This window comes from Bradyrhizobium sp. LTSP885 (genome assembly GCF_000938305.1).
Taxonomy (GTDB): Bacteria; Pseudomonadota; Alphaproteobacteria; order Rhizobiales; family Xanthobacteraceae; genus Bradyrhizobium.
In genome coordinates this window covers 275548-300982 of the sequence record NZ_JYMT01000018.1, presented here as the reverse complement: position 1 = coordinate 300982, position 25435 = coordinate 275548, and the positions used below count along the sequence as shown (strand labels likewise).

The window sequence follows — 25435 nt, the reverse complement described above, 5'->3', positions numbered from 1 at the left end:
GGACCATATTGGGTTCTCGCCGTCATTGCGAGCCACCGGTCGGCGCAAAGCGCCGCCGGATCGCTCGCAATGACGTGGAGAGAGTTCAGTTCGCCACGGCCAGCTTGCGCTTGTCGACCTCGACCGGCGTCTGCGCAATCAACCGCTTCAGTTCGGGGATACAGGAGCCGCAATTGGTGCCGGCCTTCAGCTTCACGCCGATCTCCGCCGCCGATCGCGCGCCGGCCGCAATCGCATTGCAGATCGTGTCGCGGCCGACGCCGAAGCAGGCGCAGATCACCGGGCCCGCGCTCGCCACGCCCTCCGCCGATTTGCCCGACAGCAGCATGCGGCGTTGCATATCGCTCAACGCATCCGCCGCGAACAGGCTCTTCACAACGTTCCAGTCGCCGGCGTCCCCTGCCGCTCCGACAAACAGACACGCTTCGATGCGATCACCTCGGAAGGAGGCTGCACGGTAAATGCCGCCGCCGAAATCATTGTACTCCGCAAGGTCGTCGCTAGCCGCGGCGTGCATCCAGGCTTGCCAACCCCTCAAATCGGCATTGTCGGCGAACAGGTAGCCGTGGCCACCGGTGACGGCGACGCGTGCAACCCAGGCATGACCGGGCAGCTCCATCGGCATACGCGAGAGCGCAAAACCGCGGAACACATATTCGTAGGGCGCGATCGAAGCCGGTGTCGCCTTGTTCTCGGGCTGACCCGAGAACGGATCGGTATATGGCGCTACCAGCGAGCCGACGCGCGCGCCGGTCGCGTTCGCTCCGCTCCAATGGATCGGCGCGAACAGCATGCCGCGCTGCTGGCGCTCGCTGACGACGACGCGCAGCGTGCATTGACCATAGTCCGTGGTGATGCGCGCAAAGCCGCCGTCGGCAACGCTGTATTTGAGCGCATCGTCGGGGTGGACTTCGATAAACGGCTCGGGAAGGTGCTGGCCGAGCCGCGGGCTCATACCGGTGCGCGTCATGGTGTGCCACTGGTCGCGGATCCGGCCGGTGTTGAGCCGCAGCGGCCGCGCCGGCGTCGTCTCCGTGCGCAGCGCCGGCATCTCCGGCGCGACGAAGCGCGCCTTGCGATCGTTGCTGTAGAAGCCGCCCTCGGCAAAGAAGCGCGCCTGTGGCTGCGCATCGCGGCTAACAGGCCATTGCACCGGCGCCATGGCGTCAAAGCCTTCGTCCGAGACCGCCTTCAATCCACCGATATCGAAGTCGCGCGCCCCGTTGTTCTCGAACGCCGAGAGCGCGGCGTGCTCGCGGAAGATATCCGCGGCCGACTTGAAGTCGAAGGCGGCGCCGAAGCCGAGACGCCTTGCGACCTCGCTGAGGATCCACCAGTCTGGCTTTGCTTCGCCGGGTGCTTTCAGGAATGCGCGTTGTCGCGAGATCCGCCGCTCGGAGTTGGTCACCGTGCCCGACTTCTCGCCCCAGGCCTCCGCCGGCAGCAGCACATGCGGGCCCGCCGCGACGGTGTCGTTGGAGAGTACATTCTCGGAGACGACAAACAGGTCGAGCTTCTTCAGCGCCTCGCGAACGACGTCGGCGTTCGGCAGCGATACCGCCGGATTGGTGCCCATCACCCAGAGCGCCTTGATCTCGCCGCGCCCGATCGCCTCGAACATCTGCACCGCCTTCAACCCTTCATGGGTCGCGATGCGCGGCGCTTTCCAGAACCGCTTGACGCGGTCGATATCCGGCGGCGTAAAGCCCATATGGGCGGCGAGCTGGTTGGCTAGGCCACCGACCTCGCGGCCGCCCATCGCATTGGGCTGGCCAGTCAGCGAGAACGGCGAGGCGCCCAGCCTGCCGATCCGCCCGGTGGCGAGATGGCAGTTGAGGATGGCGTTGACCTTGTCGGTGCCCTGCGCGGATTGATTGACGCCTTGCGAGTACAGCGTCACCACCCGCGTCGTCTTGGCGAACATCTGGAAGAACGCCGCGACGTCCCGCTCGGTGAGGCCGGTCGCGAGTGCCGTCGCCGCCACGCTGCCGGCCATCCGGCGCGCCCGCGCCAGCGTGTCATCAAAGCCCGAGGTAAAACGCTCGATATAATCAGGATCGAGCGCGCCATTGTCGGCGAGATGGACCAGCAGGCCATTGAACAGCGCGCTGTCGGTGCCAGGCTTCAACCCAAGGAAGAGGTCGTCGTCGCCGACCGTGTCGGTGCGGCGCGGATCGATCACGACGAAACGGGCACCGCGCTTCTGCTTGTTGGCGAGCATCCGTTGGAACAGCACCGGATGGCACCAAGCCGCATTCGAACCGACGAACACCAGGAGATCGGCCTCGTCGAGATCTTCGTAGCAGCCGGGCACGGTGTCGGCGCCAAAGGCTCGGCGATGGCCGGCGACCGACGAGGCCATGCACAGCCGCGAATTGGTGTCGACATTGGCGCTGCCGATGAAGCCCTTCATCAGCTTGTTGGCGACGTAATAATCCTCGGTCAGCAACTGGCCGGATAGATAGAACGCCACTGCCCCCGGGCCGTCGCGGGCGACGATGTGCTGGAAGCGGTGCGCGACGTGATCGAGCGCGTCACTCCAGTCGACCCGCTGCATGGCGTCGCCACAGCGGATCATCGGATGCAGCAGACGACTCTCCAGCCCCAGCGTCTCGCCGAGCGCGGAGCCCTTCGAGCACAGCCGACCGAAATTGGCGGGATGTTCGGGATCGCCCGAGATTGCCGCCCCTCCGCGGCCATCCGGCGTCGCCAGCACGCCACAGCCGACGCCGCAATAGGCGCAGGTCGTCCTGACGGCGCGGAGCGCGGGATCGACTGCCGTCATCTTACGCCGCCTCCGACTGCATCGCGAGCGAGCGGCCGAATATCATGTCGGTGCGGATCTGCGCGATCGGTTTCCTGTTACGGATCAGGTCGAGATACCAGAGCGCATCGGCGGTGTCGCCGATCAGCACCGCGCCGGTGAGCCGTCCCTCTGAAATCACGAGCTTCTTGTAGGTGCCGTGGTTGACGTCGCGGAGCACGAGGCTCTCGCTGCCGTCGGCGCCCGTGAAATCGCCCGCCGAGAACACGCCGACGCCGGAGACCTTCAGATTGGTCGCAACGACGCTGCCGGTATAGGCCGCATCAGTGCCGGCGAGATGCCTCGCCAGCACGCGCGCCTGTTCATAGGCCGGTTCGACCAGGCCGTAGCAGATGCCGCGATGTTCGGCGCATTCGCCAATCGCAAACACATCAGGCACACCCGCCTGCAAATGGTCGTCGACCATGACACCGCGGTTGACGGCAATGCCAGCGTCACGTGCGAGCGCCGTGTTCGGCCGGATCCCGGCGGCGAAGATCACGGCATCGGCGTCGATCCTCCTGCTATCCACGAGTTCGACCGCGGTCACGTTGGTTTCGCCATGAATGCGCGCGGTGCTGGCATTGAGCAGGATCTCGATGCCCTTGCGCTCGACCAGCGACTTCAACAGCGCCGCCGCTGGCCCGTCGAGCTGACGGTCCATCAACCGGTCCATCAGATGCAGCAGCGTCACCGTGGCCCCCGCCTTGGCGAGGCCGTAGGCCGCCTCTAACCCGAGCAGGCCACCGCCGACCACGACGACGCGCTTCTTTTGCGCGGCAAGCGTCAGCAGCAGGTCAACGTCGCGGGTGTCGCGAAAGGTATGGACCCCTGCGAGATCCGCGCCGGGGACGTTGAGCCGCAGCGCCGAGGATCCCGTCGCCAGCACCAGTTTGGAGAAGCTGACGCTCTCTTCGTTGGCGATCTTGATCTCGCGCCGGCCGACATCGACCTCGGTCGCCATGCAATTGTATTTCAGCGTGACGCCGCGCTCGCGCCACCACGATGCGGGTTTCAGCTCGATCTCGTGCGAGGCGGCCTCGCCGGCCAGCACCGACGACAGCAGCACGCGATTATAGGCGAGCCGCGGCTCGTCACCGATCACGGCGATGGCATAGCGGCCCAGCGCGACCTTCGACAATTCGTCGACCAGACGCGCCGCGGCCATGCCGTTGCCGATGATGACGAGCGGTTCGCTCATGGCAATCCCTACTCGGCAGCCTGCGCGCTGCCATAGGCTTCGGAAATCATGTAGCCGGACAGCGTGCCGTAGGCGGTGGTCCAGGCGGCGGCCACCTCGGGCGTCCAGGCCTCGCCGAGGCCCTTCTCCAGCGTCCACAACAGCGCGCCGCCGACCACCGGATAGTGCTCGGGTTTGGCGCCGTAGCCGACGTGGCGCTTGGCGAGCGCGCTCGCGGCCGGAAGCACGGACGGCAGATTGCTCAAGCCACCGACGACGACGGCCAGCGTCGCCATCAACTTCTTGCGCTGCTCGGTCATATCAGATGGAAACATCGCCTTGACGCCAGGCGCGACCTCGAACAGCCGGTCATAGAAGATGATTGCGGCCTGCTCCGAGATCGGCGCCACCTTGGAAAAGGACTCCTGTACCAACGTCACTTGATCGGGTGTCATCGTTGTCCTCCTGCGGTTGAAGATCCCTCTCCCTGCGAACAGGGAGAGGTCACTGGCGTCTGCGGCCCGAGGTGCCGCGCAGTCCCCGTCAGATCCGCGCCCCCGCGAGGCTCGATACACCAGACGAAGCAGTCCCGCGCAGGTAGTAGAACCAGGTCAGCGCGAGGCAGACCGCGTAGAACGCGAGGTAGATTTCCAGCGCGAGCTGCGGTCCGCCGGTCATGGCGATCGACTTGCCGAAGCCGGTCGGGATCAGATAACCGCCGCAGGCTCCGATGGCGCCGATGAAGCCGAGCGCGGCACCGCTCTCGATGCTCGCCGTCTTCAGCGCCAGCGCCTTGCCGGCTTCGCCCTTGCCTTTTGCCTTCTGCAGGTTCTCTTCGCGGAAGATCGACGGGATCATCCGGTAGGTCGATCCGTTGCCGACGCCGGTGGTGACGAACAGGATGAGGAACATCACAAGGAAGCCGGTGAAGTCCTTGATCCCGACGAAGTACAGCACACCGATCGTCGCCGCCCCCATCGCGATGAAATTCCAGAACGTCACGATCGCGCCGCCGACCTTGTCTGCGAGCAAGCCGCCGAGCGGGCGCGACAGCGAACCAACCAGCGGTCCGAGGAACGCGATGGCGATCGTGACGGCCGGAAACTGCGTCTTGATTAGCAGCGGGAACGCCGCCGAGTAGCCGATGAAGGAGCCGAAGGTACCGATATAGATGAAGGCCATGATCCAGGTATGCTTGCGGCCGACGATCGCGAGCTGGTTCTTGAACGAGGACTTGGCCGAGGTGAGGTTGTTCATGAAGAACACCGCGCCGAACACCGCGATGCAAATCGGGATCACCCACATCAGCCCGGCATTCTGCAGGTAGACTCCGGAGACCGGCGTCGCCTGGTAGAGGTTGAAAATGCCGATGCCCATCAGGATCGGCGTGAGCAACTGCACGCTGCTGACACCGATATTGCCGCCGGCTGCATTGAGGCCGAGCGCCCAGCCCTTCATCCGGTCCGGATAGAAGAACGAGATGTTGGCCATGCTCGAGGCGAAGTTGCCGCCGCCGAGGCCGGCGGTGGAGGCGACCAGCAGCATCAGCCAGAACGGCGTCTCGGGCTGGCTGACGAAATAGGCGAGCCCGAAAGTCGGAATGAACAGTACCGTCGCGCTGAAGATCGTCCAGTTGCGGCCGCCGAACATTGTCACGGCGAAGGTGTAGGGAAATCGCATCAACGAGCCGATCAAGCCCGGGATGGCGACGAGCTGGAACAGCTCATCGGTCGTGTAGTGGAAGCCTGCCGCCGGCAATTTGGTCGCGACGATGCTCCAGATCAGCCAGACGGAAAATCCGATGTGCTCGGCCACGATCGACCAGATCAAGTTGCGCCGGGCGACGACCCTGCCCTTGGAATTCCAGAACGCCTCGTCCTCGGGATTCCAATCGGAAATCCAGGTCGGGTTCTCCTTGCTCATTACAAATTCCTTTCTGGTCGCTATCGCTCGGACGCACGGAGACACGCTCCGGGGAGGCCCCAGCGTTTGCGGTGTCAAAATTCGGATGATTGGTTTCGAAGGACGGCGTCGATGGCGTCAGATTAAGTGATTCAAGCTTCGTGCCAAGTCACACGCGCGACGAAATGCAAACAATTACAGTGTGTTGCCTCTTCCGCATAAATCTCTGACGGATCAGGTCGCGCATCGAAAACCGGCGATTCGCTCAATCGTTGTGCGTCGCACAATCCTCAAGCACATCGCTCACGAAATGAGCAAGCCAGCGAATGCAAGGCGCGAGCGAGGCCCGCTCGCAGGCGATCAGCCCGCAGAAATAACCGGAAACTTCGACAACTTCGCTTGAGCGTCCGTTGGCATAAGCGTTGCTTTGAATCGCATCAGTCAACGAGGACTACGGGTCAGCCGGATTGTCGAGGCCAGCATTTGGCCGAGGCTCCCGGCGGCTTCCAAGCCGCTTTGCCGAGAGATCTCGGTGCAGTCGTCGTGACGCCATTTCACAGGGCATTCGCACCATTGCGCCGGTCCCCGCGGTCATCCGCGGCGCTGCTCCGCGCTGAGCAATCGGTGCTCTCTTTCATCAGACGCTAAGAGGAATCACGATGTCCTATCTCGCACCTTCCGAATTCGTCACCAAGATGGTGGACGCGGGTGAGTCCAAGGTCTTCATGTCCACCAGGGATACGATCATCCGCGCCTACATGGCCGGTGCGATCCTCGCATTGGCGGCGTGGTTCGCGGTGACCATCAACGTCAACACCGGCCAGCCGATCGTCGGAGCATTGTTGTTTCCGGTCGGGTTCTGCATGCTCTATCTGCTGGGCTTCGATCTGCTGACGGGCGTATTCGTGCTCTCGCCCCTCGCGCTGCTCGACAAGCGCCCCGGTGTCACGATCGGCGGCGTTCTGCGCAATTGGGGCCTCGTGTTCATCGGCAACTTTGCCGGCGCGCTGACGGTGGCGTTCATGATGGCCTTCGTCACGACGTTTGGCTTCACCCAGGATCCCGATAAGGTCGGCGCGGCGATCGGAAATATCGGCGAAAGCCGGACGCTGGGCTACGCCGCGCATGGCGCCGCCGGCATGGCGACGCTGTTCATCCGCGGCATGCTGTGCAACTGGATGGTCTCCACCGGCGTCGTCGGCGCCATGATCTCTACCTCGGTGCCCGGCAAGGTCATCGCGATGTGGATGCCGATCCTGGTGTTCTTCTACATGGTGTTCGAGCACTCCGTGGTGAACATGTTCCTGTTCCCGTCGGGGCTGATGCTGCACGCGAAGTTCTCGATATTGGACTACTTCATCTGGAATGAAATCCCGACCGTGCTCGGCAATCTGGTCGGCGGCCTCGCCTTCACCGGGCTAACTCTCTACGCGACCCACGTCCTGACGCAGCCGAAGCGTGAAGCCGCCAAGACGGCTGCGACCCGCGCTGCGGCCTGATCGACTGCGCCTAAACAAAGGGGCCGCGCCCGGACAGGGTGCGGCCCCTCATCGCTTGCCGTCGTTCCGGCTGATGCACCGATCCCGCTTCAAGCGGGCTCGGCCACCTTGGTCCCGAGCGGCGCAGGCGCCATTCCGCCACCGGGCTTCACGCGGAACTCATAGGTCATCAAATTCCACGGACCGTCGGACGTCTTGCCGTCCGGCATCACCGGATCGGTGCGCTTCTCGACCGCGGCGATCAGCTCATCCTTCACGCCGAACACGACGTCGGAGTCGATGTACTTGTCGCCCTCCATGAAGACATGCGTGATCAGCGGCTCGTAGCCCTTGGCGTTGACCAGGAAGTGGACATGCGCCGGCCGCATCGGGTGACGGTTGGTCTGCGTGATCATCTGCCCGACCGGGCCGTCGGTCGGGATCGGATAGCTGCACGGCACGATGGTGCGGAAGAAGAAGCGGCCATCGGCATCGGTGACGAAGCGGGCGCGCGACGACGGGCCTTCCGTGGCGTAGCTCGGCTTCTGCGAGTCATAGAAGCCATCGTCATCGGCGTGCCAGATGTCGACCGGTACATTGGCCAGCGGCTTGCCCTCGAGGTCGGTGACGCGGCTCTGCACGAACATGCGCTCGCCAGGCAAGCTCGCCGAGATATCGGTGCCGTGCGGCGCCACCTTGTGTTCGCCGACGTAGAACGGACCGAGCACCGTGGTCTCGGTGGCGCCGTCGCGATCCCTGTGGTTGACCGCGTCGACCAGCATCGACACGCCAAGCACGTCGGAGAGCAGGATGAATTCCTGGCGGATATCGGTGCACTTCTGGCCGGTCCGGGTCAGGAAATCGATCGCGTAATCCCACTCCTCGAATGTGAGATCGGTCTTGCGCACATAGTCGTGCAGCGACTTCACCAGTTCCTGCAGCAGGAACTTGGCCCGCGGATTGGGCGTTTCGTCGAAGCTGTGGATCACGGCGGCGGTGAGCTCGGTGTCGTTGAACTCTGTCATTTCTGCGTTTCCGTTGAGGTCGCTTGTTGAAGTCCCTTGGGGGCGCGATTGCAGGCGTCAGCCTACACCACCGCCGCAGTGCAGGTAAGCGGCGGCCGGTTGGTGCAACAGACACTTTTCGGCTATCAAGGCCCCCTTGCCAGCCGGAGATGAGCCCGATGTTAGCCCCCACCCCTGCCTCGCCCGAATCCGCGGGAATGTCGACCACAGCGCTGAACCGCCTCGAAGCGCATCTGAAGAACCGCTACATCGATTCCGGCCGGTTTCCCGGGACCCAGACCCTGATCTACCGCCGCGGCAAGATCGTCCATTCGGCGGTCCAGGGCTTTGCCGATCTCGAGCGCAAGGTGCCGGTCAAGGACGACAACATCTTCCGCATCTATTCGATGACCAAGCCGATCACCTCTGTCGCCTTCATGATGCTGGTCGAGGAAGGCCGCGTCGCGATCGACGAGCCGGTCGCCAAATACATTCCGGAGTGGAAGAATCTCGGCGTCTTCGTCGCCGGCAATGCGCCGGCTTTCATGACGCGTCCGCCGACCCGGCCAATGCTGATCGTCGACCTGCTGCGGCACACGTCGGGTCTCACTTACGGCTTCCAGCAGCGCTCCAACGTCGATGCGGCCTACCGCGAAAAGAAGATCGGCGAGGTCATCAAGGCCGGCACGCTCGACGGCATGATCGAGGATCTTGCGAAAATCCCGCTGGAGTTCTCGCCGGGCGAGGCCTGGAACTATTCGGTCGCCACCGACGTGCTCGGCTATCTCGTCGGCAAGATCTCCGGCGTGCCGTTCGAGCAGTTCCTCAAGGAACGTATCTTCAAGCCGCTCGGCATGAACGACACCGACTTCTTCGTGCCGGCCGACAAGGCGCATCGCTTTGCCGCCTGCTATTCGGCCGATCCGCAGGGCGGCATGACCTTTCACGCCACCGAGCGCAAGGGCTCGCTGACCCTGCAGGACGACCCGACCACGAGTTCGTTCCTGTCGCCGCCCTCGCTGATCTCGGGCGGCGGCGGGTTGTGCTCGACCGCGGCCGATTACCTCACCTTCTGCCGGGCGCTGCTCAATGGCGGCGAACTCGGCGGCATCAGGCTGCTGGGCCCGAAGACGCTGAAGCTGATGACCTCGAACCATCTGCCAGGTGGCGTCGACCTGCCGGCGATGTCGCGTTCGCTATTCTCTGAAGCCGCCTATAACGGCATCGGGTTCGGCCTCGGCTTCGCCGTCACCATGAACCCGTCGCAGACCCTGATCGCCGGCAGCCCGGGCGAATTCAACTGGGGAGGCGCTGCGACGACGTCGTTCTTCATCGATCCGGCTGAAGAGCTGATCACGATCTTCATGACGCAGGTGCTGCCGTCGAGCGCCTATCCGCTGCGGCGTGAACTGCGCACGATGGTTTATGCGGCGATCACCGAAAGCAATCTCTGACATCTGGGATTCCGCGGCGCACACCGGGCGCCGCGGAACATTCTCAATCGACGGCAATTGTCTGGCGGATTTTTCCTGCTTTCCCTAAGCTCGCAACAAATGGGCATCGACCCGGGGCCTTCGTGCCGAAGCTGACATTGCCAGTCCGTCTCGCGCTTCTGGTCGCGGGAACGATGTTGCCGCTGATCGTGTTTGCGGTCGGAATCGTCTTCCACAATTACGAACAGGACCGCAAGGACGCCACCCAGCGCGTGCTTGAAACCGTCCGCAGCGTCCGCCTCGTGCTGGACGCCGAGATGCTGCGCATGACCGGCGGGGTGCAGGTGCTGGCGCTGACCGAATCCCTGCGCAACGGCGACTTCGACCGCTTCCGCCGCATGTCCAATGGCTTCCTCGACCAGTACGGCAAAGACGGCGTGCTGATCGTCGCGGATCGTCAGGGGCGCCAGCTATTTTCCTCGGTCACGTCAGATACCGCGAGCCTGCCGCTGCGCAACAACGTCGCTATCGTCGAAAAGGTGTTTTCGACCAAGCGCCCGCAATACTCCAATTTGTTCATCGGCGCGGTGAAGAAGCGCCCAGTCGTCACCGTCGAAGTGCCGGTCACGCGCGACGGCGAGGTGCTCTATGACGTTTGCTTCAGCCCGCCGATCGATATCTTCCAGGCCATCGTCGAGAAACAGCGCCCGAGCCAGGATTGGACCATCACCATTTTCGACGGCGAAGGCGTCAACTTTGCACGCGTCCCGAACGCGCATGACGTCGCCGGCCAGCGCGCCTCGCCCTCGCTCTCCGCCGAGATGTCCCGTCACGACGAGGCGACCTTTCCAACAGTGTCGCTCGAGGGTGTGCCACTGATCACCAGCGTCGCACGATCGCAGATCACCGGGTGGACAGTGGCCGCGGGGATCGCGGAAGGCTCGCTGGTGGCGCCGCTCTGGCGCACGCTGGCGATCACCAGCGTGATCGGCGGCGTGCTGCTCCTGGTCGGCCTCGGCTTTGCGTTGCGGATGGCAACCACGATCGCGCGCGGCGAGATGCTGCACGATCTCCTGATCGAGGAGCTCAACCACCGCGTCAAGAACACACTGGCTCTGCTGCAGTCGATCGCCACGCAGACTTTCCGCAGCGCCAGCCGCGCCGAGCGCTCGAAATTCGAGGGACGGCTCGGCGCGCTGGCCGAGGCGCACAATTTGCTCAGCACGGAGAAATGGCAGGGCTCCGACCTTCAGGACGTGATCGGCCGCGTGCTGCAACCCTATCTGCTCAACGCTCCCGAGCGGGTCAGGATGTTCGGGTCGCGTGTGCCGCTGTCGCCGCGGCTGGCCGTGGTGCTGTCGATGATCGTGCATGAGATCGCGACCAATGCCGCCAAGTATGGTGCGCTGTCCAACGAAACCGGCACCGTGACGCTGGATTGGGAAGTTCGCGAGGACGGCTCGGACCGGAAACTCGGGATGATCTGGACCGAGGCGGGCGGCCCGCTTGTGACGGCTCCGATCCAGCGCGGCTTCGGCTCGCGCCTGATCGAGCGCAGCGCCCGCGATCAGCTCGGCGGCGAAGCCACGGTCGATTTCCTGCCCCGCGGCGTCGTCTATACCCTGACCTGCACGCTCGAAAACGACGGCTGATCCGGACAGATTCCGCAGCATCTGGAAAGGCTTGCTCGACCCGCGAGATTGCCGCCGCAACCGACGCCGCGGTCCTTCGGCACGAGAGCTCACGCGACATTTTGGCACGTAAGTTGCTACGATATAGCCGGTTCGGGCCGGCTTAAATCAGGGGGGAATTTCATGTCGACCATCACAGCGGCAGCCGCCGAGACGCGCAAACCGCTTTACGCGTCACTGTTCGTTCAGGTTTTGGTCGCGCTGCTGCTCGGCATCGTGCTCGGCATGGCCGTACCTGATTTCGCCATCAGCCTGAAGATCCTCAGCGACGCCTTCCTGAAACTGATCTCGATGATCGTGGCGCCAATCGTGTTCTGCGTGGTGGTGCACGGCATCGCGGGCGCCGGCGACCTCAAGAAGGTCGGACGCGTCGGCGTCAAGGCGCTGGTCTATTTCGAGACCATGACGACCGTCGCGCTCGTGGTCGGCCTGATCCTGGCCTACCTGTTCGGCCCCGGCCACGGCATGAACATCGACACCTCGACGCTGGATGCCAAGGCGCTCGCCAGCTATGCCGGCAATGCACAGAAGCTGAAGGGCGAAGGCATCGGCAGCTTCCTGATGAACATCATTCCGACCACCTCGTTCGACGCGCTGTCGCGCAACGACGTGCTGCAGGTGCTGTTCTTCGCGATCATCTTCGGCACCAGCCTGGCGCTGGTCGGCGGCGAGAAGAGCGAGAAGATCTCCTCCTTCATCGACGCGGTCTCGACCGTGCTGTTCCGCGCCATGGGCCTGATCGTGCGCGTCGCCCCGCTTGGCGTGCTCGGCGCGGTCGCCTACACGGTCGGCAAATACGGCGTCGGCTCACTCCAGCAATTGCTGTCGCTGGTCGCGCTGTACTATGTCTCGCTCGCGATTTTCGTGCTCGGCATCCTCGGCGGGGTGCTGGCGCTCGCCGGGATCAACATCCTCAAACTCCTCGGCTACCTGCGCGAGGAGCTGACGATCGTACTGGCGACGGCGTCGTCGGACGCCGTGCTGCCGCAGATCATGCGCAAGCTCGAAGCGCTCGGCGTCAAGAAGTCCGTCGTGGGTCTCGTGATTCCGACCGGCTACTCGTTCAACCTTGACGCCTTCTCGATCTACCTCACGCTGGCGGTCGTGTTCATCGCGCAGGCGACCAACACCCCGCTGTCGTTCGGCGACCTGCTTCTGGTGCTCGGCGTGTCGCTGATCACCTCGAAAGGCGCGCATGGCGTGCCGGGCTCGGCGATCGTCATCCTGGCGGCGACGCTCAATGCGGTGCCGAGCATTCCGGCGATCGGCCTCGTGCTGGTCCTGTCGGTCGACTGGTTCATCGGCATGGCGCGCGCGCTCGGCAATTTGATCGGCAACTGCGTCGCCACCGTCGTTGTCGCGGCATGGGAGGGCGACCTCGACCGTGACCAGGCCCACCGGGTGCTCGACGGCGCCGAGACGGTGGATGTGACCGCGGGCTGAGGCAACGGTTCGGACAAACGGCCCCCCGCGCACACCGCGGGGGGTGCGACCGAATCGCGCACACGTCAATGTGATTCAACCGACGATTGAAGGAGGGTTTACTTGACGAGCTTCAAATAGGGCGGCAGCGGCTTGGCCGACTCCTGCTCGTCCGATGCCATCATGTCGCACAAAGCTTTCAGCTCGGAATCGGTCACCTTGTGGAGCTCCATCCGAAGTTCAAGGATGGCGAGAGACAGAAGTCGCGCGGTCTCCGCGCTTGCCCGGTCGAGCAGAAATGCCTGGCACTCCTCCAGGGTCGCCAGAAGCGACAGCAACCGTTCTTCCGTACTTGCGACCGGCATATCTTCCACTCCCGAAGCCGCGAGGTAGAGTCGAGGCGTTTCCCTCTTTCGCTTCATTGGCCTCTCCCGCAAGGGCTCGCCGGCTTGTGGTCAGGCGCACGCGCGCTCTGGATGATTCAGAACTTTTGGGCAATTGTCCAGCAACTTCCGGAAGCCTGATTTGGACTTACGCCAAAGTTTTGCGGAGTCTCGTCGCGACGCGGCCCCTCGATTTCGGCCACCAGCAGGGGTTGCATCCAAAGATGGATGCCCGTAAGATAGTCGTGCGCCCGTAGAAATACGGGCCGCGTATCAGTGCTGCCGGTAAGCATGCGCGCAAAATCTGTGACGATCAAACTCGCGCTAGTTGTGGTTCGGTCAATATTTTGCCAAATGTGGAAGGCGGGGTGTCGAGAGGCACCTTGGCGCGATCGACTTTAGGTAGTCGGCCACGTCGGTGTCAGGATGATTCCTATGCGCAGATGCGCTTGGGTATGATCCACGACTGGGTTTTCGTCGTTCTCACGATGAACTGACGAAGCACATGAGCTTTAACGCGGTACATCATGGACGAGTCCCTGACCTATCCGGGCCAGGGATTCCTGATTGAAGGACGGGTCACCAGAATGAACAGATCAGCAGCAAAGAAGATGAAGCAGCGCAGTGCCGGCAAACCGGACATTGAGTTGGGCAAGCGGATTCGCCTCCGGCGTGTGGAGCAGAAGATCTCGCAGGCCGAGCTCGGCGACAAGCTTGGCGTCAGCTTCCAGCAGGTTCAGAAGTACGAAAAGGGTGTCAACCGGGTCGGCGCCGCGCGCCTTCAGTCGATCGCGAGCGCGCTCGATGTGCCGGTCACCTTCTTCTACGACGGTGACGGCAAGGCCCGCGAAGTCGAAAGCCTTCTGTTCCTGGACAGCGCGTTCAGCCTGCGGTTGCTGCGCGCCTACAGCAAGATCAAGGACCAGACCGTCCAGCGCCAGCTGGTCTCGTTGATGGAATCGATTGCCGCCAACGAAGCCTGAGCGGCGTCATAGGTCGGATCGCTGCGCCACGAAGGCGATCGACCGGACGGATCGGCCGTGACCGCAACGCGGTGCGCTGATCGCAGCCGGAACAATATCAACGCGCTGCCATCGCAGATGGCGGCGCTTTTTTTGTTGCCAGAGCGTTTTCCAGCGATGTGGATACCGGTTCGCGTAGAGAAACGCTTAGTGGATCTGGGCTCCGGATTTCTGCACGATCACGGCCCAGCGATCGACCTCGGCCTTGATGTAGGCTGCAAAACTATCCGGCGTCGATGCAGGCAACGGCTCGAGCGCGAGCGACGTGAGCTTGGCTCGGGTCGCCGGATCGGTGGTCAGCCGGCCGATCTGCCCGGCGAGCTGATCGATGATGCCGCGCGGCGTGCCTGCAGGCGCAACCACGCCCTGCCACGCCACCAGGTCGAAGCCCGGCAGCCCGCTCTCCGCAAGGGTCGGAAGATCCGGCGCTGCTGCGACGCGCTTCGCCGTGGTGACGCCAAGCGCCCTCACCTTGCCTTCGCGAATCTGTTGCAGTGCCGGACGCAGGTCGACCACCATGAAGGGAATGTGACCGGCGACGACATCGAGCAGCGCCGGCATGCTGCCACGATAAGGCACGTGGCGGATGTCGATGCCCGATGCCGCCTTCAGCATCTCCGCACCGAGATGCTGCGGACTCCCGCTACCGGCCGATCCGTAGGCCAATCCCGGTTTCGACCTGGCATAGGCGATGAATTCGGTCAGCGATTTCACCGGAATCGCAGGATTGACGACCAGCACGAAAGGGACGCCGGCGATCAGCGCTATCGGCGCGAAATCCTTGACGGGGTCGTAAGGCAACTCCTTGTACAGCGCCTTGTTGATGGCAAGCGTCGTCGAGGTCGCCATCAGCAGCGTGTACCCGTCCGGATCGGATTTGGCGACCAACTCGGCGCCGAGCGTGGTTCCGACACCGGGCCTGTTCTCGACAGTGACGCTCACGCCAAGCCCGCTCTTCAGATGGTCGGCGACCAGCCGGCCCAGCAGATCCGTGGTACCGCCGGCCGGATACGGCACGATCAGCTTGATCGCGTGATTCGGATAGACACCCGCCGCCAGCGCCGGCAGGTCGGCCAGCAGCAGCAGCGCGCCGCTTCCCGCAAGGACATTCCGACGTGTCAGTGACATGGCATTTCCTCCGGCATTCCCCCTGCTCTTTTTCTTGGCATGTTGCGAACCATACTATCCGCCAACACGACATATCAGCGAAACAAGAAACCGATTCGGGGCGGCAGCGTGGTCGGAAGGTTGCGGCGCTGCAACAGCCGCAACCAGAACTTAATCAAGACGCAACGCTCTTGGGATAAACCATCACGCCCACTCGAACTTGCCGCCATTTGTTCGTCCGGCCAAGGGGCCGATTTTGACTCCAGCGCCACGCGCATTCCGGGGAACGCGATATGCAGAGAGTGACACTCGTTGCCTTGGCCACGATGCTTTCGGCTCTGCCGGCATTCGCCCAGACCGCTGGCGCACCCGGACCGGCCGCGGCACCCCAACCTCATCATGCTACTCCCGCGGCAGCTCCGGCGGCCGCGCAAGCAAACCAGGCAAAGCCGGCCGCACCCGCCTCCACTCCCGAGTCGCGGTCAGCCGCGGCGCTCGCGCTGTCGCACGAACCGACCTACGACCAAGGCACCGCGCAACGGATTCGCGAGGCGGCGCTCAGCTATTCCGATCTCGCCGTCCGCGGCGGATGGCCGGCGATTCCGGCGGACGCGAAATTCGCATTGGGTGTCGAGGGGGCCAATGACGACCTGCTGCGCAAGCGCCTGATCATCACCGGCGACCTCGCCACCGACAAGGCCAGCGGCGCCTATGATGAGGCTCTCGCCGAGGCGGTGAAACGCTTCCAGGTGCGCCATGGCCTCGCCGCCACCGGCACGGTGACGCCGCGGACGCTGGCTGCGCTCAACGTTCCCGTCCAGAAGCGGATCAAGCAGCTCGAGGCGTCGCTGGAGCGGCTCGCCCAGACCGATTTCCAATTCGGGCAGCGCTACGTCGTCGTCAATATTCCTGCCACCTTTGCCGAGGCCGTCGAGGACGACAAGGTCGTGCGGCGCTATCGCGTCATCGTCGGCAAGACCGAAAAGCCGTCGCCGACGCTCACCGCCGAGATCACCAGCGTCAATCTCAATCCGACCTGGACGGTGCCGTCGTCGATCACGAAGACGGAAATCTCGGCGCATATGCGCAAGGACCCCACCTACCTGTCGCGCATGCACATGGACGTGCTCGACGCCCATGACAACCCGGTCGATCCGGCTTCGGTCGACTGGTCCGGAAACCACACGCCGAACGTCACGGTGCGTCAGCAGAACGGCACGTGGAACGCGCTCGGCGCGGTCAAGATCGATATGCCGAACTCCTATTCGGTCTACATGCACGACACCAACCAGCACAGCCTGTTCAGCGACGACTACCGCTTCGATTCGCATGGTTGCTCGCGTGTCGACAACGTCCGCGACCTTGCGGCGTGGCTGCTCAAGGACCAGTCGCAATGGACGCGCGCCGCCATCGACGCGGCGATCGCCACCGGGCAGCGTCAGGACGTCCGGATGCTGAAGAAGGTCCCGGTCGCCTGGATCTATCTCACGGCGTGGATGACGAAGGACCAGACCGTCCAGTTCCGCAACGACATCTACGACCAGGACCAGCAATTGCTGGAAGCCACCGCCGAGGAAGCGGCCTTCTTCAACAAGGCCGTCGAACATCCGCTGACCGCGCATCTCGCGCAGTAACGCTTTGCCATTCTGTCGCGCGGCCAATTGTCGCCCGACGGTCGAAGCGACTTTAGAACTCCGCATTCTCCCCGTTGAACTTACGTCCGTGAAACCAAATGCACGGGCTCGTCTTTTTGTCGCAGCAACCAAGCGGCCGCATGGACGTTTTCAGACTTCAACCAAGGAGATCGCAATGAATATCAAGCTTGCTGTTATTGGACTGGCCGCTTTGGGAAGCGCAGCCTTGATGCCGGGTGCGGCGTCGGCGATGCCGAACGGGCTTCCGCAAGCCAGCCACATCGCAGGCGAAACGTCTGATATCGACCAGGTGCGCTATGTCTGCGATTCCTGGGGCCGCTGCCACTGGCGTCCCAGCGCATATGGCGCCTATGGCTACTCTGGACCGCGCCATCACGGATGGCATCAGCGTCCGCATTTCCAGCGCCCCCATCATCAGGGGCCGCGCCACCACGGTGGACATCACGGCGGCGGACATCAGCACGGCGGACACCGGCGCTAGTGAGTCAACGAGGGGGCTTCGGCCCCCTCATCTCCCTCCCGTCACCCTGAGGTGCTCGCGAAGCGAGCCTCGAAGGGCGACGCCCGACTGTGGCCGTACATGCTTCGAGGCTCGCTCCGCTCGCACCCTCAGCATGACGGGACGAGGATCGAGAACCCGGCCCGTCGCGCTACAGCGCCGCCAGCACCGCATTCGCGACGTCGGCAGTGCCGTTGCGGCCGCCGAACTCGAACGGCTTGATGCCATCGGCATAGACCTTGTCGACGGCGCGCTCGATGCTTTCAGCTGCCTCGGTCGCACCTTCCAGGCCGTGCTTGTCGGCGAGCCAGTCCAGCATCATCGCGACCGAGAGAATCATCGCGGTCGGATTGGCCTTGCCCTGCCCCATGATGTCGGGCGCGGTGCCGTGGCACGGCTGGAACACCGCATAGCGGTCGCCGATGTCGGCCGACGGCGCCATGCCCATGCCGCCGATCAGGCCGGCGGTAAGGTCGGACAGGATGTCACCGAACATGTTCTCGGTGACCATGACGTCGAAGTCCCACGGACGCTTCACCAACGCCGCTGCGGTCGCGTCGATGTAGAGATGATCGGCCTTCACGTCGCGATGACGTTTTGCGGTCTCGTCGAAAATCTCGCGGAAGAATGCAAACGCCTTGAACACGTTCGCCTTGTCGACGCAGGTCAGCCTGCCATTGACGCGGCCGCGCGCCTTGCGGCGTTCGGCGAGGCGGAAGGAAAATTCGAACAGCCGCTCCGAGGTGTGCCGCGTGATCACCATGGTCTCGCGCGCCTCGCTGTCGGTGACGACGCCCTTACCCATCGAGGCGAACAGGCCCTCGGTGGATTCCCTGATCACGACGAGATCGATCCCCTTCTGGTCGGCCCCGACGATCGTGCTCGGCACACCCGGAATCAGCCGCGCCGGACGCACGCCGGCATAGAGGTCGAAGATCATGCGCAATTCGATCTGCGGTGCGATCTCGGTATTGTCAGGATAGCGCACCGACGGCAGGCCGCAGGCGCCGAGCAAGATGGCGTCGGCCTCCTCGCACAGCCGGATTGTGCTCTCCGGCATCGACTTGCCGGTTTCCCTGTAGTTGACGGCGCCGGCCGCCGCCTCGGTGAGACGGAATCTGAGGTCCGTCCTCGCCTCGATCTTGCGCAGCACCTCGAGCGCAGGCGCCATCACCTCCGGCCCGATGCCGTCGCCGCCGAGGACTGCGATGTGAAGTGCGTTGTTGGCGGACATGGGATTCTCCAGAACACAACTGTCATTCCGGGGCGCGAAGCGAACCCGGAATCTCGAGATTCCGGGTTCGATGCTGGCGCATCGCCCCGGAATGACGATAACTCAATTCAAGGCGTCAATACCGCGCGCCCGACCAGCCTGCCCTTCTGCAGATCCGTCAGCGCCTCGTTGACCTTGGCAAGCGGCATCGGCGTCACCGGGATCGCCGGAATTTTCTTCGTGCGCACGAGATCGAGCAGTTCCTGCGTCTCGCGCAGATTGCCGACATAGCTGCCCTGGATCGTGACTGCCTTGATCGGGATCAGCGGCAGCGCCCAGGGCGCGCCGCCGCCGAACAGGCCGACCATCACGAGCTTGCCGCCCTTGGTCAGGCAATCGAAGCCGAGCTGCGCGGTCTGGGCGTTGCCGACCAGATCGATCGCGGCGCGGATCGGCTGGCCCGCCTTCTTCGTCAGCTGCTCCAACGCATCCGGCGCGTTTCCGTCGACGGTCGCGAGCGCGCCGGCGGCCTCGGCCGCCTCGCGCTTCCTGGTATCGATGTCGACCACGATGGCTCCCTTGCCGCCCATCGCCTTCAACAGCGACAGCGCCATCAGGCCGAGGCCCCCGGCGCCGAAGATCACGATCGGGGTATCAAAATCCTTCTCGACCTTCTTCAGCGCGCTGTAGGTCGTGACGCCGGAGCAGGCGTAGGGCGCCGCCGTGATGGGATCGAGCCCCCTGAGGTTGAGCAGATACTTCGGGTGCGGCACCGTCATGTGATCGGCATAGCCGCCGTCGCAGTAGACACCGAGCGCATTCGGCTTGACCGCGCACATGTTCTCGTCGCCACCGAGGCAGGTCGGACATTTGCCGCAGCCGAGCCAGGGATAGGCCAGCGCGACGTCGCCAATCTTGAGGCCGCCCTTGTCGGCCTCGGTCACGTCGGGCCCGAACGCCACGACCTCGCCGACCGTCTCGTGCCCCATCGTGCGCGGCAGCGACACACCACGATCCTTGAGCGACAGCGGCTTGCGGCCGTGGCCGAGATCGTAGCCGCCTTCCCAGATATGCAGATCGCTGTGGCAGACGCCGGCCGCCTTGACCTTGACCAGCACCTGCGTGCCCGACGGTTGCGGCGTCGGATGATCGACCTCTTGCAGCGGGGCATGGAAATCGACGACCTGGAAACTCTTCATCACTGTTCTCCCGGGATCCTGTTCTTGCGGCGGACCTTGCCACGCCTGCCCGCTCGGGACAAACGCGCTCTCGGTCTCTGGTATTCAGATCAGCGGGTGATGGCAAGCCGCGAACTGGCCCGGCGCGACCATGCGCAGTTCCGGCACCTCGTCAACGCAACGCGCGTCCGCCCGCGGGCAACGGGTGCGGAAGCGGCAACCCGATGGCGGCGCGATCGGCGACGGCGGCTCGCCGACCGGCACGCTTTGGGTCGGGCGAACATCCGGATCAGGCACCGGGATCGCCTCGATCAGCAGCGCGGTATAGGGATGCGCCGGGCTTGCAAACAACTGCTCGGACGGGCCGACCTCGCAGAGCCGGCCGAGATACATCACGGCGACGCGATCGCTGACCGATTTCACGACCGCGAGATCATGGGCGATGAACAGCAGCGTCAGGCCGTAGCGCGCCTTCATCTCCTCCAGCAAATTGAGGATCTGCGCGCGGATCGAGACGTCGAGCGCGGAGACCGGCTCGTCGCAGATGATGAATTCCGGGTTCAGCACCAGCGCGCGGGCGATGCAGATGCGCTGGCATTGTCCGCCGGAGAATTCATGCGGCAGGCGTCCACCGACGAGCGCCGGATCAAGGCCGACCGCCGACAGCACGTCGTCAACGATCTGCTTGCGCTTGGCTGGATCGGCGACGCCGGAGATCACCAGCGGCTCGGCGACGATATCGCCGATCCGCCGCCGCGGGTTGAGCGAGGCGATCGGGTCCTGAAAGATCAGTTGCACGCGCCGGCGCATCTTGCGCAGCGCATCGCCCTGCATGGCAGTGAGATCGTGGCCGTCGAACAGCACCTTGCCCGATACGGCCTTGCGCAATTGCAGCACGGCACGGCCGAGGGTGGACTTGCCGCAGCCGGATTCTCCGACCAGGCCCAGCGTCTCGCCACGGGCGATCTCGAGGCTGACACCGGACACCGCGTGAACGGTCCTGCCCCCGACAGCGTATTCGACGACGAGGTTCTCCACCTTCAGCAGCGGATCGGATGAGACCTGTTGCATCATGCGGGAACTCGTGCCGCGATCGGATGGAAGCAGGCATAGAGATGCTCCGGCGTCTCCGCCGCAACGAGCGACGGTTTCTCCGTGCTGCAGCGCTCAGTGGCATAGCGGCAGCGCGGCGAAAACGAGCAGCCCTTGAGCGGCCGGGTCGGATCGGGCGGCCGTCCCGAGATCGCCGGCAGCGGCGTATGCGGCGCGGCATCGAGCTTGGGCAGCGCGGCAAGCAGCGCCTCGGTGTAGGGCATTCGCATCTGCTTGAACAACGCCGGCGTCGGCGCGCGCTCGACCACCCGTCCCGCGTACATCACGGCGACCTCGTCGGCACGGCCGGCCACCACGCCGAGATCATGCGTGATGAGGATCATCGCCATGTGGCGGCGCTGCTGCTCGCGCGCCAAGAGATCGAGGATCTGGGCCTGGATCGTGACGTCGAGCGCGGTGGTCGGCTCGTCTGCGATCAACAGCTTCGGTTCGCAGGACAGCGCGATCGCGATGGCCACGCGCTGGCGCATGCCGCCGGAGAGCTGATGCGGATATTGGGTCAGGCGTTGCTCGGGCGCGGGAATGCCGACGGCCGCAAGCAGTTCGACGCTACGCTGCCTTGCCTTGGCCAGATCGAGCTCGAGGTGCTCCTGGATGGTCTCGATCAACTGGGTGCCGATGGTCAGCACTGGGTTGAGCGAGGTCATCGGATCCTGGAACACGACCGCGAGCGAGCGGCCGCGCAGCTTGCGCAGTTTCTCCGGCGGCAGTTTCAGGAGGTCCTGCCCGTCGAACATCACGCGGCCGGACAGCTTGGCCTTCTTGGGCAGGAGCTGCAGGATCGTCCGCGACAGCATAGTCTTGCCGCAGCCGGATTCGCCGACGATGCCGAGGGTCTTGCCGGCGCCGACGGCGAGATCGACATGATCGACCGCCCGCAGATTGCCACGCGGCGTCGGCAGGTCGACCACCGCATCCTCGACCGAGAGCAGCGTGTCGCTCACAGCGCACCCTGTCTTGGGTCGGTCAGCGCCCGCATGGTGTCGCCGATCAGGTTGAAGGCGAGCACGGTCAGGAACATCGCAATGGCGGGAATGAAGGCGAGCCGCGGCGCCACGTCGAGGCTCTCACGCCCCTCCCCGATCATGCTGCCCCAGCTCGATATCGGCGGCGGCACACCGAGCCCGAGGAAAGACAGCGCGCCCTCGACCACGATGGTGACGGCGACGCCAAGCAGGAAGAAAGCGAGCAGCGGCAGCAGCACGTTCGGCAGCAGCTCACGCAGCAGGATGCGGGCGTGCGACGCGCCGAGCGCCTGCGCGGCGATGACGAATTCGCGCCGCGCCAGCGTCAACGTCGAGGCCCGCGCCACCCGCATGAAGGCGGGAATGCCGAGCACGCCGAGGATGCAGGTCAGGTTGAAGATTGACTGGCCGAGAAAGGCCGTCACCGCCAGCGCCAGGATCAGCGGTGGGAATGCCAGCAGCACGTCCATGCTGCCGACCACGAGCGATTCGAAACGGCCGCGGAAATAGCCCGCGAGCATGCCGAGCGCGCCGCCGATCGTCACCCCGATCACCGGCGCGCAGAGGCCGACGATCAGCGAAATCCGCGCGCCATAGATCAGCCGCGACAGCTCATCACGGCCGAGCCCGTCGGTGCCAAGCCAATGCTCGACTGAGAACGGTGCCCGCCGCTCCAGCATATCCATGTCGGTCGGGCTTGGTAGCGGCAGCAGATCGGCGAAGATCGCAACCGCAAACACCAGCACCATCCAGCCGATTGCGAACCAGAACAGCATTCCGAGCCGGCGCCCGCGCCGCGCCCGTCGCGCGCCGGCCTCGTCTTCGAGGCTGAGCTCAAGCGTGGCCATGGCGGATCCTCGGATCGAGAACGGCGTAGAGCAAGTCGACGATGAAGTTCATGAGCACGAAGCCGGCGGCGACCAGCAGCACCACGCCCTGCAGGATGATGAGGTCGCGGGTGTAGATCGCGCCGACCAAAAGACGGCCGATCCCCGGCAACGCAAAGATCGACTCCACGATCACGGCGCCGCCGATCAGGCGGCCGATATTGATGCCGGTGATGGTGACGAGCGTCAGCGACGAGGGCTTCAGCGCATGCACGAACAGGATGCGCGACGGCTTGAGGCCCTTCGCCTTGGCCAGCGCGATATAGTCCTCCTGCAACGCCGCAATCATGTCGGAGCGCAGCACGCGCATGATGCCCGGCCACTCCGCCAGCGCCAAGGTCAGCGACGGTAGCACCATGAAGCGCAGATTGGCGGGCGGGTCTTCGGTGAACGGCACATAGCCGGTCGCCGGCAGCCAGCGCAGCTCGACCGCGAACAAATAGATCAGCAGGATCGCGGACAGGAAGGTCGGCACCGACAGCATGCCGAACGCCGAGCCGGTCATGAAGCGGTCGAATGCGCTGCCGGCCTTCGCCGCGCAGGCGATCGCGAGCGGCACACCGATCGCAAGCCCGATCAGCTCGGCGAAGATCATCAGCTCGAACGAGACCGGCACGCGATCGCTGACCGCCTGCAATACCGTCTGACCGGTGCGGAACGAGCGGCCGAAATCGCCCTGCAGGATGTGCCAGAGCCAGCCGAAATAGCGCAGCCAGATCGGCTGATCGAGCCCCATGTCATGGCGCAAGGCCGCGACGTTCTCCGGCGTCGCCTGGTCGCCAAGGATCACGTAAGCGAGGTCGCCCGGCAGCAGCGAGGCGATCACGAAGGTCAGCACCGAGACGGCGATCAGCACCGGTATCAGGTAGAAGAGCCGCCGCGCGACGAAGAACAGCATGAAGGTCTTATTCCTTCCACGCGGTCGAAACGTCGAGCACCCCGTTGAACATCTTCGCCACGCCCTTCACCTTCGCGCTCGTGATCGCGTAATAGGTGTTCTGGAAGGTCCAGAACCAGATCGCCTCCTTGTTGATCAGGCGGCTGACCGCGCAATAATCCTCGGTGCGCTTGGCGACGTCGGCGGTGGTCCGCGCGTGCTCGAGCAGCCGGTCGAGCTCCGGATCAGAGAAGTTCGCCAGTGCCACCGGGCTGCCGGTGTGGAAATTGGCGTACATCTGCGGATCGGGATCGGCGAGATCGACGATGCGCCACGGCGTCAGCTGGAACTGGCGCATGAAGGCGCGCGGCACGATGGTGGCCTGATCGATCTGCTCGATCTCCATGTTGGCGCCGACCCGTTTCCAGAATTGCTGCATCACCTGGCCGACGGTGCGCCCGCGCGGCGTCGCGGATATGATCATCTTGAACTCGACCGGCTTGCCGTAATCCTTGATCAGTTCCTTGGCCTTGGCGACGTCTTCCGGCAGTGCGCCGTCGTCCTTGCACTTGACCCAGGAGCCGTCGCCATAGGGATTGCTGGCCGGCCGCGCCAGACCGTTGGTTATCGCCTGCGACATCTTCTTGCGGTCGAGCGCCATCACCAGCGCCTGGCGGACGCGAACGTCATCGAACGGCGGCGCTTTGGTGTTGAAGGCATAGACCTGCGCGCCCGAACCGGCATAGGTGAGCACGGCGAGGCTCGAATCCTTCTGGGCCTTGAGGATGTTGTCGGCGTCGTATTCGTCATCCCAGATAACGTCGGCTTCGCCCGATTGCAGCGACGCAAAGCGCGATTGCGCGTCCGGGAGCGGCTTCAGGATGACGCGGTCCAGATAGGGCTTGCCCTTGTCCCAATAGTCCGGGTTCTTCTCCAGCACCATGCGGTCGCCGGCATTCCATGATTTCAGGATGTAGGGACCGGTGCCGACCGGGTTGCGATTATAGTCGTCGCCCTTGGTCTTCCATGCGGTCGGCGACTGCATGACATTGTTGGAGCTTTGAATCGATTGCGTCGCCGGGAAGTTCACCGACGGGTCGCTGAAATTATAGACGACCGTGAGATCATCGACCACCTGCACGCTAGTGATGCTGGTGATGTAGAAGGCGCAGCGGCATTTGTTGGCCGGGTCCTTCTGGCGGTCGAAATTCTCCTTCACCGCCTGCGCATTGAACGGCGTGCCGTCATGGAATTTGACGCCCGGCCGCAGCTTGATGGTCCAGGTCTTGAAGTCATCCGAATGCGCCCACGACAAAGCGAGCTTCGGCTGCGGCTCGCCCTTGTCGTCAAGCGTCATCAGCGTATCGAAGATCGCGGCTGCCGCGGTGTTGGCCGATGTGTCGTAGACGCCGACCTTGAGCGGATCGAAGCCGGGAATATCGAGTTCCTGGCCGACGGTGAGAGTACCGCCCGACTTCTGCGCGCTGGCGGGCATCGCGAACGCCACCGAAGCAAATCCCGCGACAAGAAATAAACGCGCAATCGCTTGCGCGCGGATGACCGGCTTCATCGATGCTCCCTCCGAGGTCGGCAACGTCCGGTGTTCCGGATCGTCATGTGATA

22 protein-coding genes are annotated in these 25435 nt (G+C 64.1%); 7 read left to right on the top strand and 15 right to left on the bottom strand.

What is annotated here, in order from left to right; all coding sequences use genetic code 11:
* Positions 1-85: 85 nt before the first annotated feature.
* The 5 genes from UP09_RS12555 to UP09_RS12535 form a co-directional block, all read right to left on the bottom strand.
* Positions 86-2785: a nitrate reductase gene (locus UP09_RS12555; protein WP_044538463.1), complete on the bottom strand. Its 2700-nt coding sequence runs from the start codon at positions 2783-2785 to the stop codon at positions 86-88.
* Position 2786: 1 nt separating this feature from the next.
* Positions 2787-4004: an NAD(P)/FAD-dependent oxidoreductase gene (locus tag UP09_RS12550; protein ID WP_052833074.1), complete on the bottom strand. Its 1218-nt coding sequence runs from the start codon at positions 4002-4004 to the stop codon at positions 2787-2789.
* Positions 4005-4012: 8 nt separating this feature from the next.
* Complete coding sequence (locus UP09_RS12545) at positions 4013-4438, bottom strand: globin family protein (protein ID WP_044538462.1); 426 nt, start codon at positions 4436-4438, stop codon at positions 4013-4015.
* 88 nt (positions 4439-4526) lie between these two features.
* Positions 4527-5906, bottom strand: a complete 1380-nt coding sequence (locus tag UP09_RS12540) for an MFS transporter (RefSeq protein ID WP_044538461.1) — start codon at positions 5904-5906, stop codon at positions 4527-4529.
* A 244-nt stretch (positions 5907-6150) separates the two neighbouring features.
* On the bottom strand, positions 6151-6330 hold the full coding sequence (locus UP09_RS12535; protein WP_044538460.1) for a hypothetical protein: 180 nt from the start codon (positions 6328-6330) through the stop codon (positions 6151-6153).
* Between the two features lie 214 nt (positions 6331-6544).
* Here UP09_RS12535 and UP09_RS12530 point away from each other — a divergent pair, with 214 nt between their 5' ends.
* Complete coding sequence (locus UP09_RS12530) at positions 6545-7384, top strand: formate/nitrite transporter family protein (protein WP_044538459.1); 840 nt, start codon at positions 6545-6547, stop codon at positions 7382-7384.
* Positions 7385-7473: 89 nt separating this feature from the next.
* On the opposite strand, the gene UP09_RS12525 is transcribed toward UP09_RS12530, so the two are convergent.
* Positions 7474-8388 (bottom strand): intradiol ring-cleavage dioxygenase, encoded by a 915-nt coding sequence (locus UP09_RS12525; protein WP_044538458.1) that lies wholly within the window; start codon positions 8386-8388, stop codon positions 7474-7476.
* 158 nt (positions 8389-8546) lie between these two features.
* Here UP09_RS12525 and UP09_RS12520 point away from each other — a divergent pair, with 158 nt between their 5' ends.
* The 3 genes from UP09_RS12520 (at position 8547) to UP09_RS12510 (ending at position 12934) form a co-directional block, all read left to right on the top strand.
* Positions 8547-9821: a serine hydrolase domain-containing protein gene (locus tag UP09_RS12520; protein ID WP_044538457.1), complete on the top strand. Its 1275-nt coding sequence runs from the start codon at positions 8547-8549 to the stop codon at positions 9819-9821.
* A gap of 173 nt (positions 9822-9994) precedes the next feature.
* On the top strand, positions 9995-11452 hold the full coding sequence (locus UP09_RS12515) for a sensor histidine kinase (protein WP_156164580.1): 1458 nt from the start codon (positions 9995-9997) through the stop codon (positions 11450-11452).
* A gap of 162 nt (positions 11453-11614) precedes the next feature.
* Entirely contained in the window at positions 11615-12934 is a 1320-nt protein-coding gene (locus UP09_RS12510; protein WP_044538455.1) for a dicarboxylate/amino acid:cation symporter, read from the top strand.
* 98 nt (positions 12935-13032) lie between these two features.
* Here UP09_RS12510 and UP09_RS12505 read toward each other — a convergent pair whose 3' ends face one another.
* Entirely contained in the window at positions 13033-13335 is a 303-nt protein-coding gene (locus tag UP09_RS12505; protein ID WP_063840142.1) for a hypothetical protein, read from the bottom strand.
* Positions 13336-13883: 548 nt separating this feature from the next.
* On the opposite strand from UP09_RS12505, the gene UP09_RS12500 reads away from it, so the two are divergent.
* Complete coding sequence (locus UP09_RS12500) at positions 13884-14279, top strand: helix-turn-helix domain-containing protein (RefSeq protein WP_156164579.1); 396 nt, start codon at positions 13884-13886, stop codon at positions 14277-14279.
* 186 nt (positions 14280-14465) lie between these two features.
* Here UP09_RS12500 and UP09_RS12495 read toward each other — a convergent pair whose 3' ends face one another.
* Entirely contained in the window at positions 14466-15446 is a 981-nt protein-coding gene (locus UP09_RS12495; RefSeq protein WP_044538454.1) for a Bug family tripartite tricarboxylate transporter substrate binding protein, read from the bottom strand.
* Positions 15447-15718: 272 nt separating this feature from the next.
* Between UP09_RS12495 and UP09_RS12490 the strand changes: the two genes are divergently transcribed.
* Together UP09_RS12490 and UP09_RS38090 are read left to right on the top strand one after the other, a co-directional pair.
* Entirely contained in the window at positions 15719-17059 is a 1341-nt protein-coding gene (locus UP09_RS12490; RefSeq protein WP_044538453.1) for a L,D-transpeptidase family protein, read from the top strand.
* A 175-nt stretch (positions 17060-17234) separates the two neighbouring features.
* A complete protein-coding gene (locus tag UP09_RS38090; RefSeq protein WP_044538452.1) occupies positions 17235-17561 on the top strand; it encodes a hypothetical protein in 327 nt (108 codons plus the stop codon).
* A 169-nt stretch (positions 17562-17730) separates the two neighbouring features.
* On the opposite strand, the gene UP09_RS12480 is transcribed toward UP09_RS38090, so the two are convergent.
* The 7 genes from UP09_RS12480 to UP09_RS12450 form a co-directional block, all read right to left on the bottom strand.
* Positions 17731-18813 carry an isocitrate/isopropylmalate dehydrogenase family protein gene (locus UP09_RS12480; RefSeq protein ID WP_044538451.1) on the bottom strand — a complete coding sequence of 361 codons (1083 nt, stop codon included), beginning with the start codon at positions 18811-18813 and terminating at the stop codon, positions 17731-17733.
* Between the two features lie 107 nt (positions 18814-18920).
* Entirely contained in the window at positions 18921-19991 is a 1071-nt protein-coding gene (locus UP09_RS12475; protein ID WP_044538450.1) for an alcohol dehydrogenase, read from the bottom strand.
* A gap of 84 nt (positions 19992-20075) precedes the next feature.
* Positions 20076-21044: an ABC transporter ATP-binding protein gene (locus UP09_RS12470; RefSeq protein WP_044538449.1), complete on the bottom strand. Its 969-nt coding sequence runs from the start codon at positions 21042-21044 to the stop codon at positions 20076-20078.
* On the bottom strand, positions 21041-22027 hold the full coding sequence (locus UP09_RS12465) for an ABC transporter ATP-binding protein (protein ID WP_044538448.1): 987 nt from the start codon (positions 22025-22027) through the stop codon (positions 21041-21043). Before UP09_RS12465 ends, UP09_RS12470 begins: the two co-directional genes overlap by 4 nt.
* Complete coding sequence (locus UP09_RS12460) at positions 22024-22896, bottom strand: ABC transporter permease (RefSeq protein ID WP_044538447.1); 873 nt, start codon at positions 22894-22896, stop codon at positions 22024-22026. The genes UP09_RS12465 and UP09_RS12460 overlap by 4 nt, the downstream gene beginning before the upstream one ends.
* Entirely contained in the window at positions 22883-23833 is a 951-nt protein-coding gene (locus UP09_RS12455; protein ID WP_044538446.1) for an ABC transporter permease, read from the bottom strand. Before UP09_RS12455 ends, UP09_RS12460 begins: the two co-directional genes overlap by 14 nt.
* Before the next feature lie 7 nt (positions 23834-23840).
* Entirely contained in the window at positions 23841-25382 is a 1542-nt protein-coding gene (locus tag UP09_RS12450; RefSeq protein ID WP_044538445.1) for an ABC transporter substrate-binding protein, read from the bottom strand.
* Positions 25383-25435: the final 53 nt, after the last annotated feature.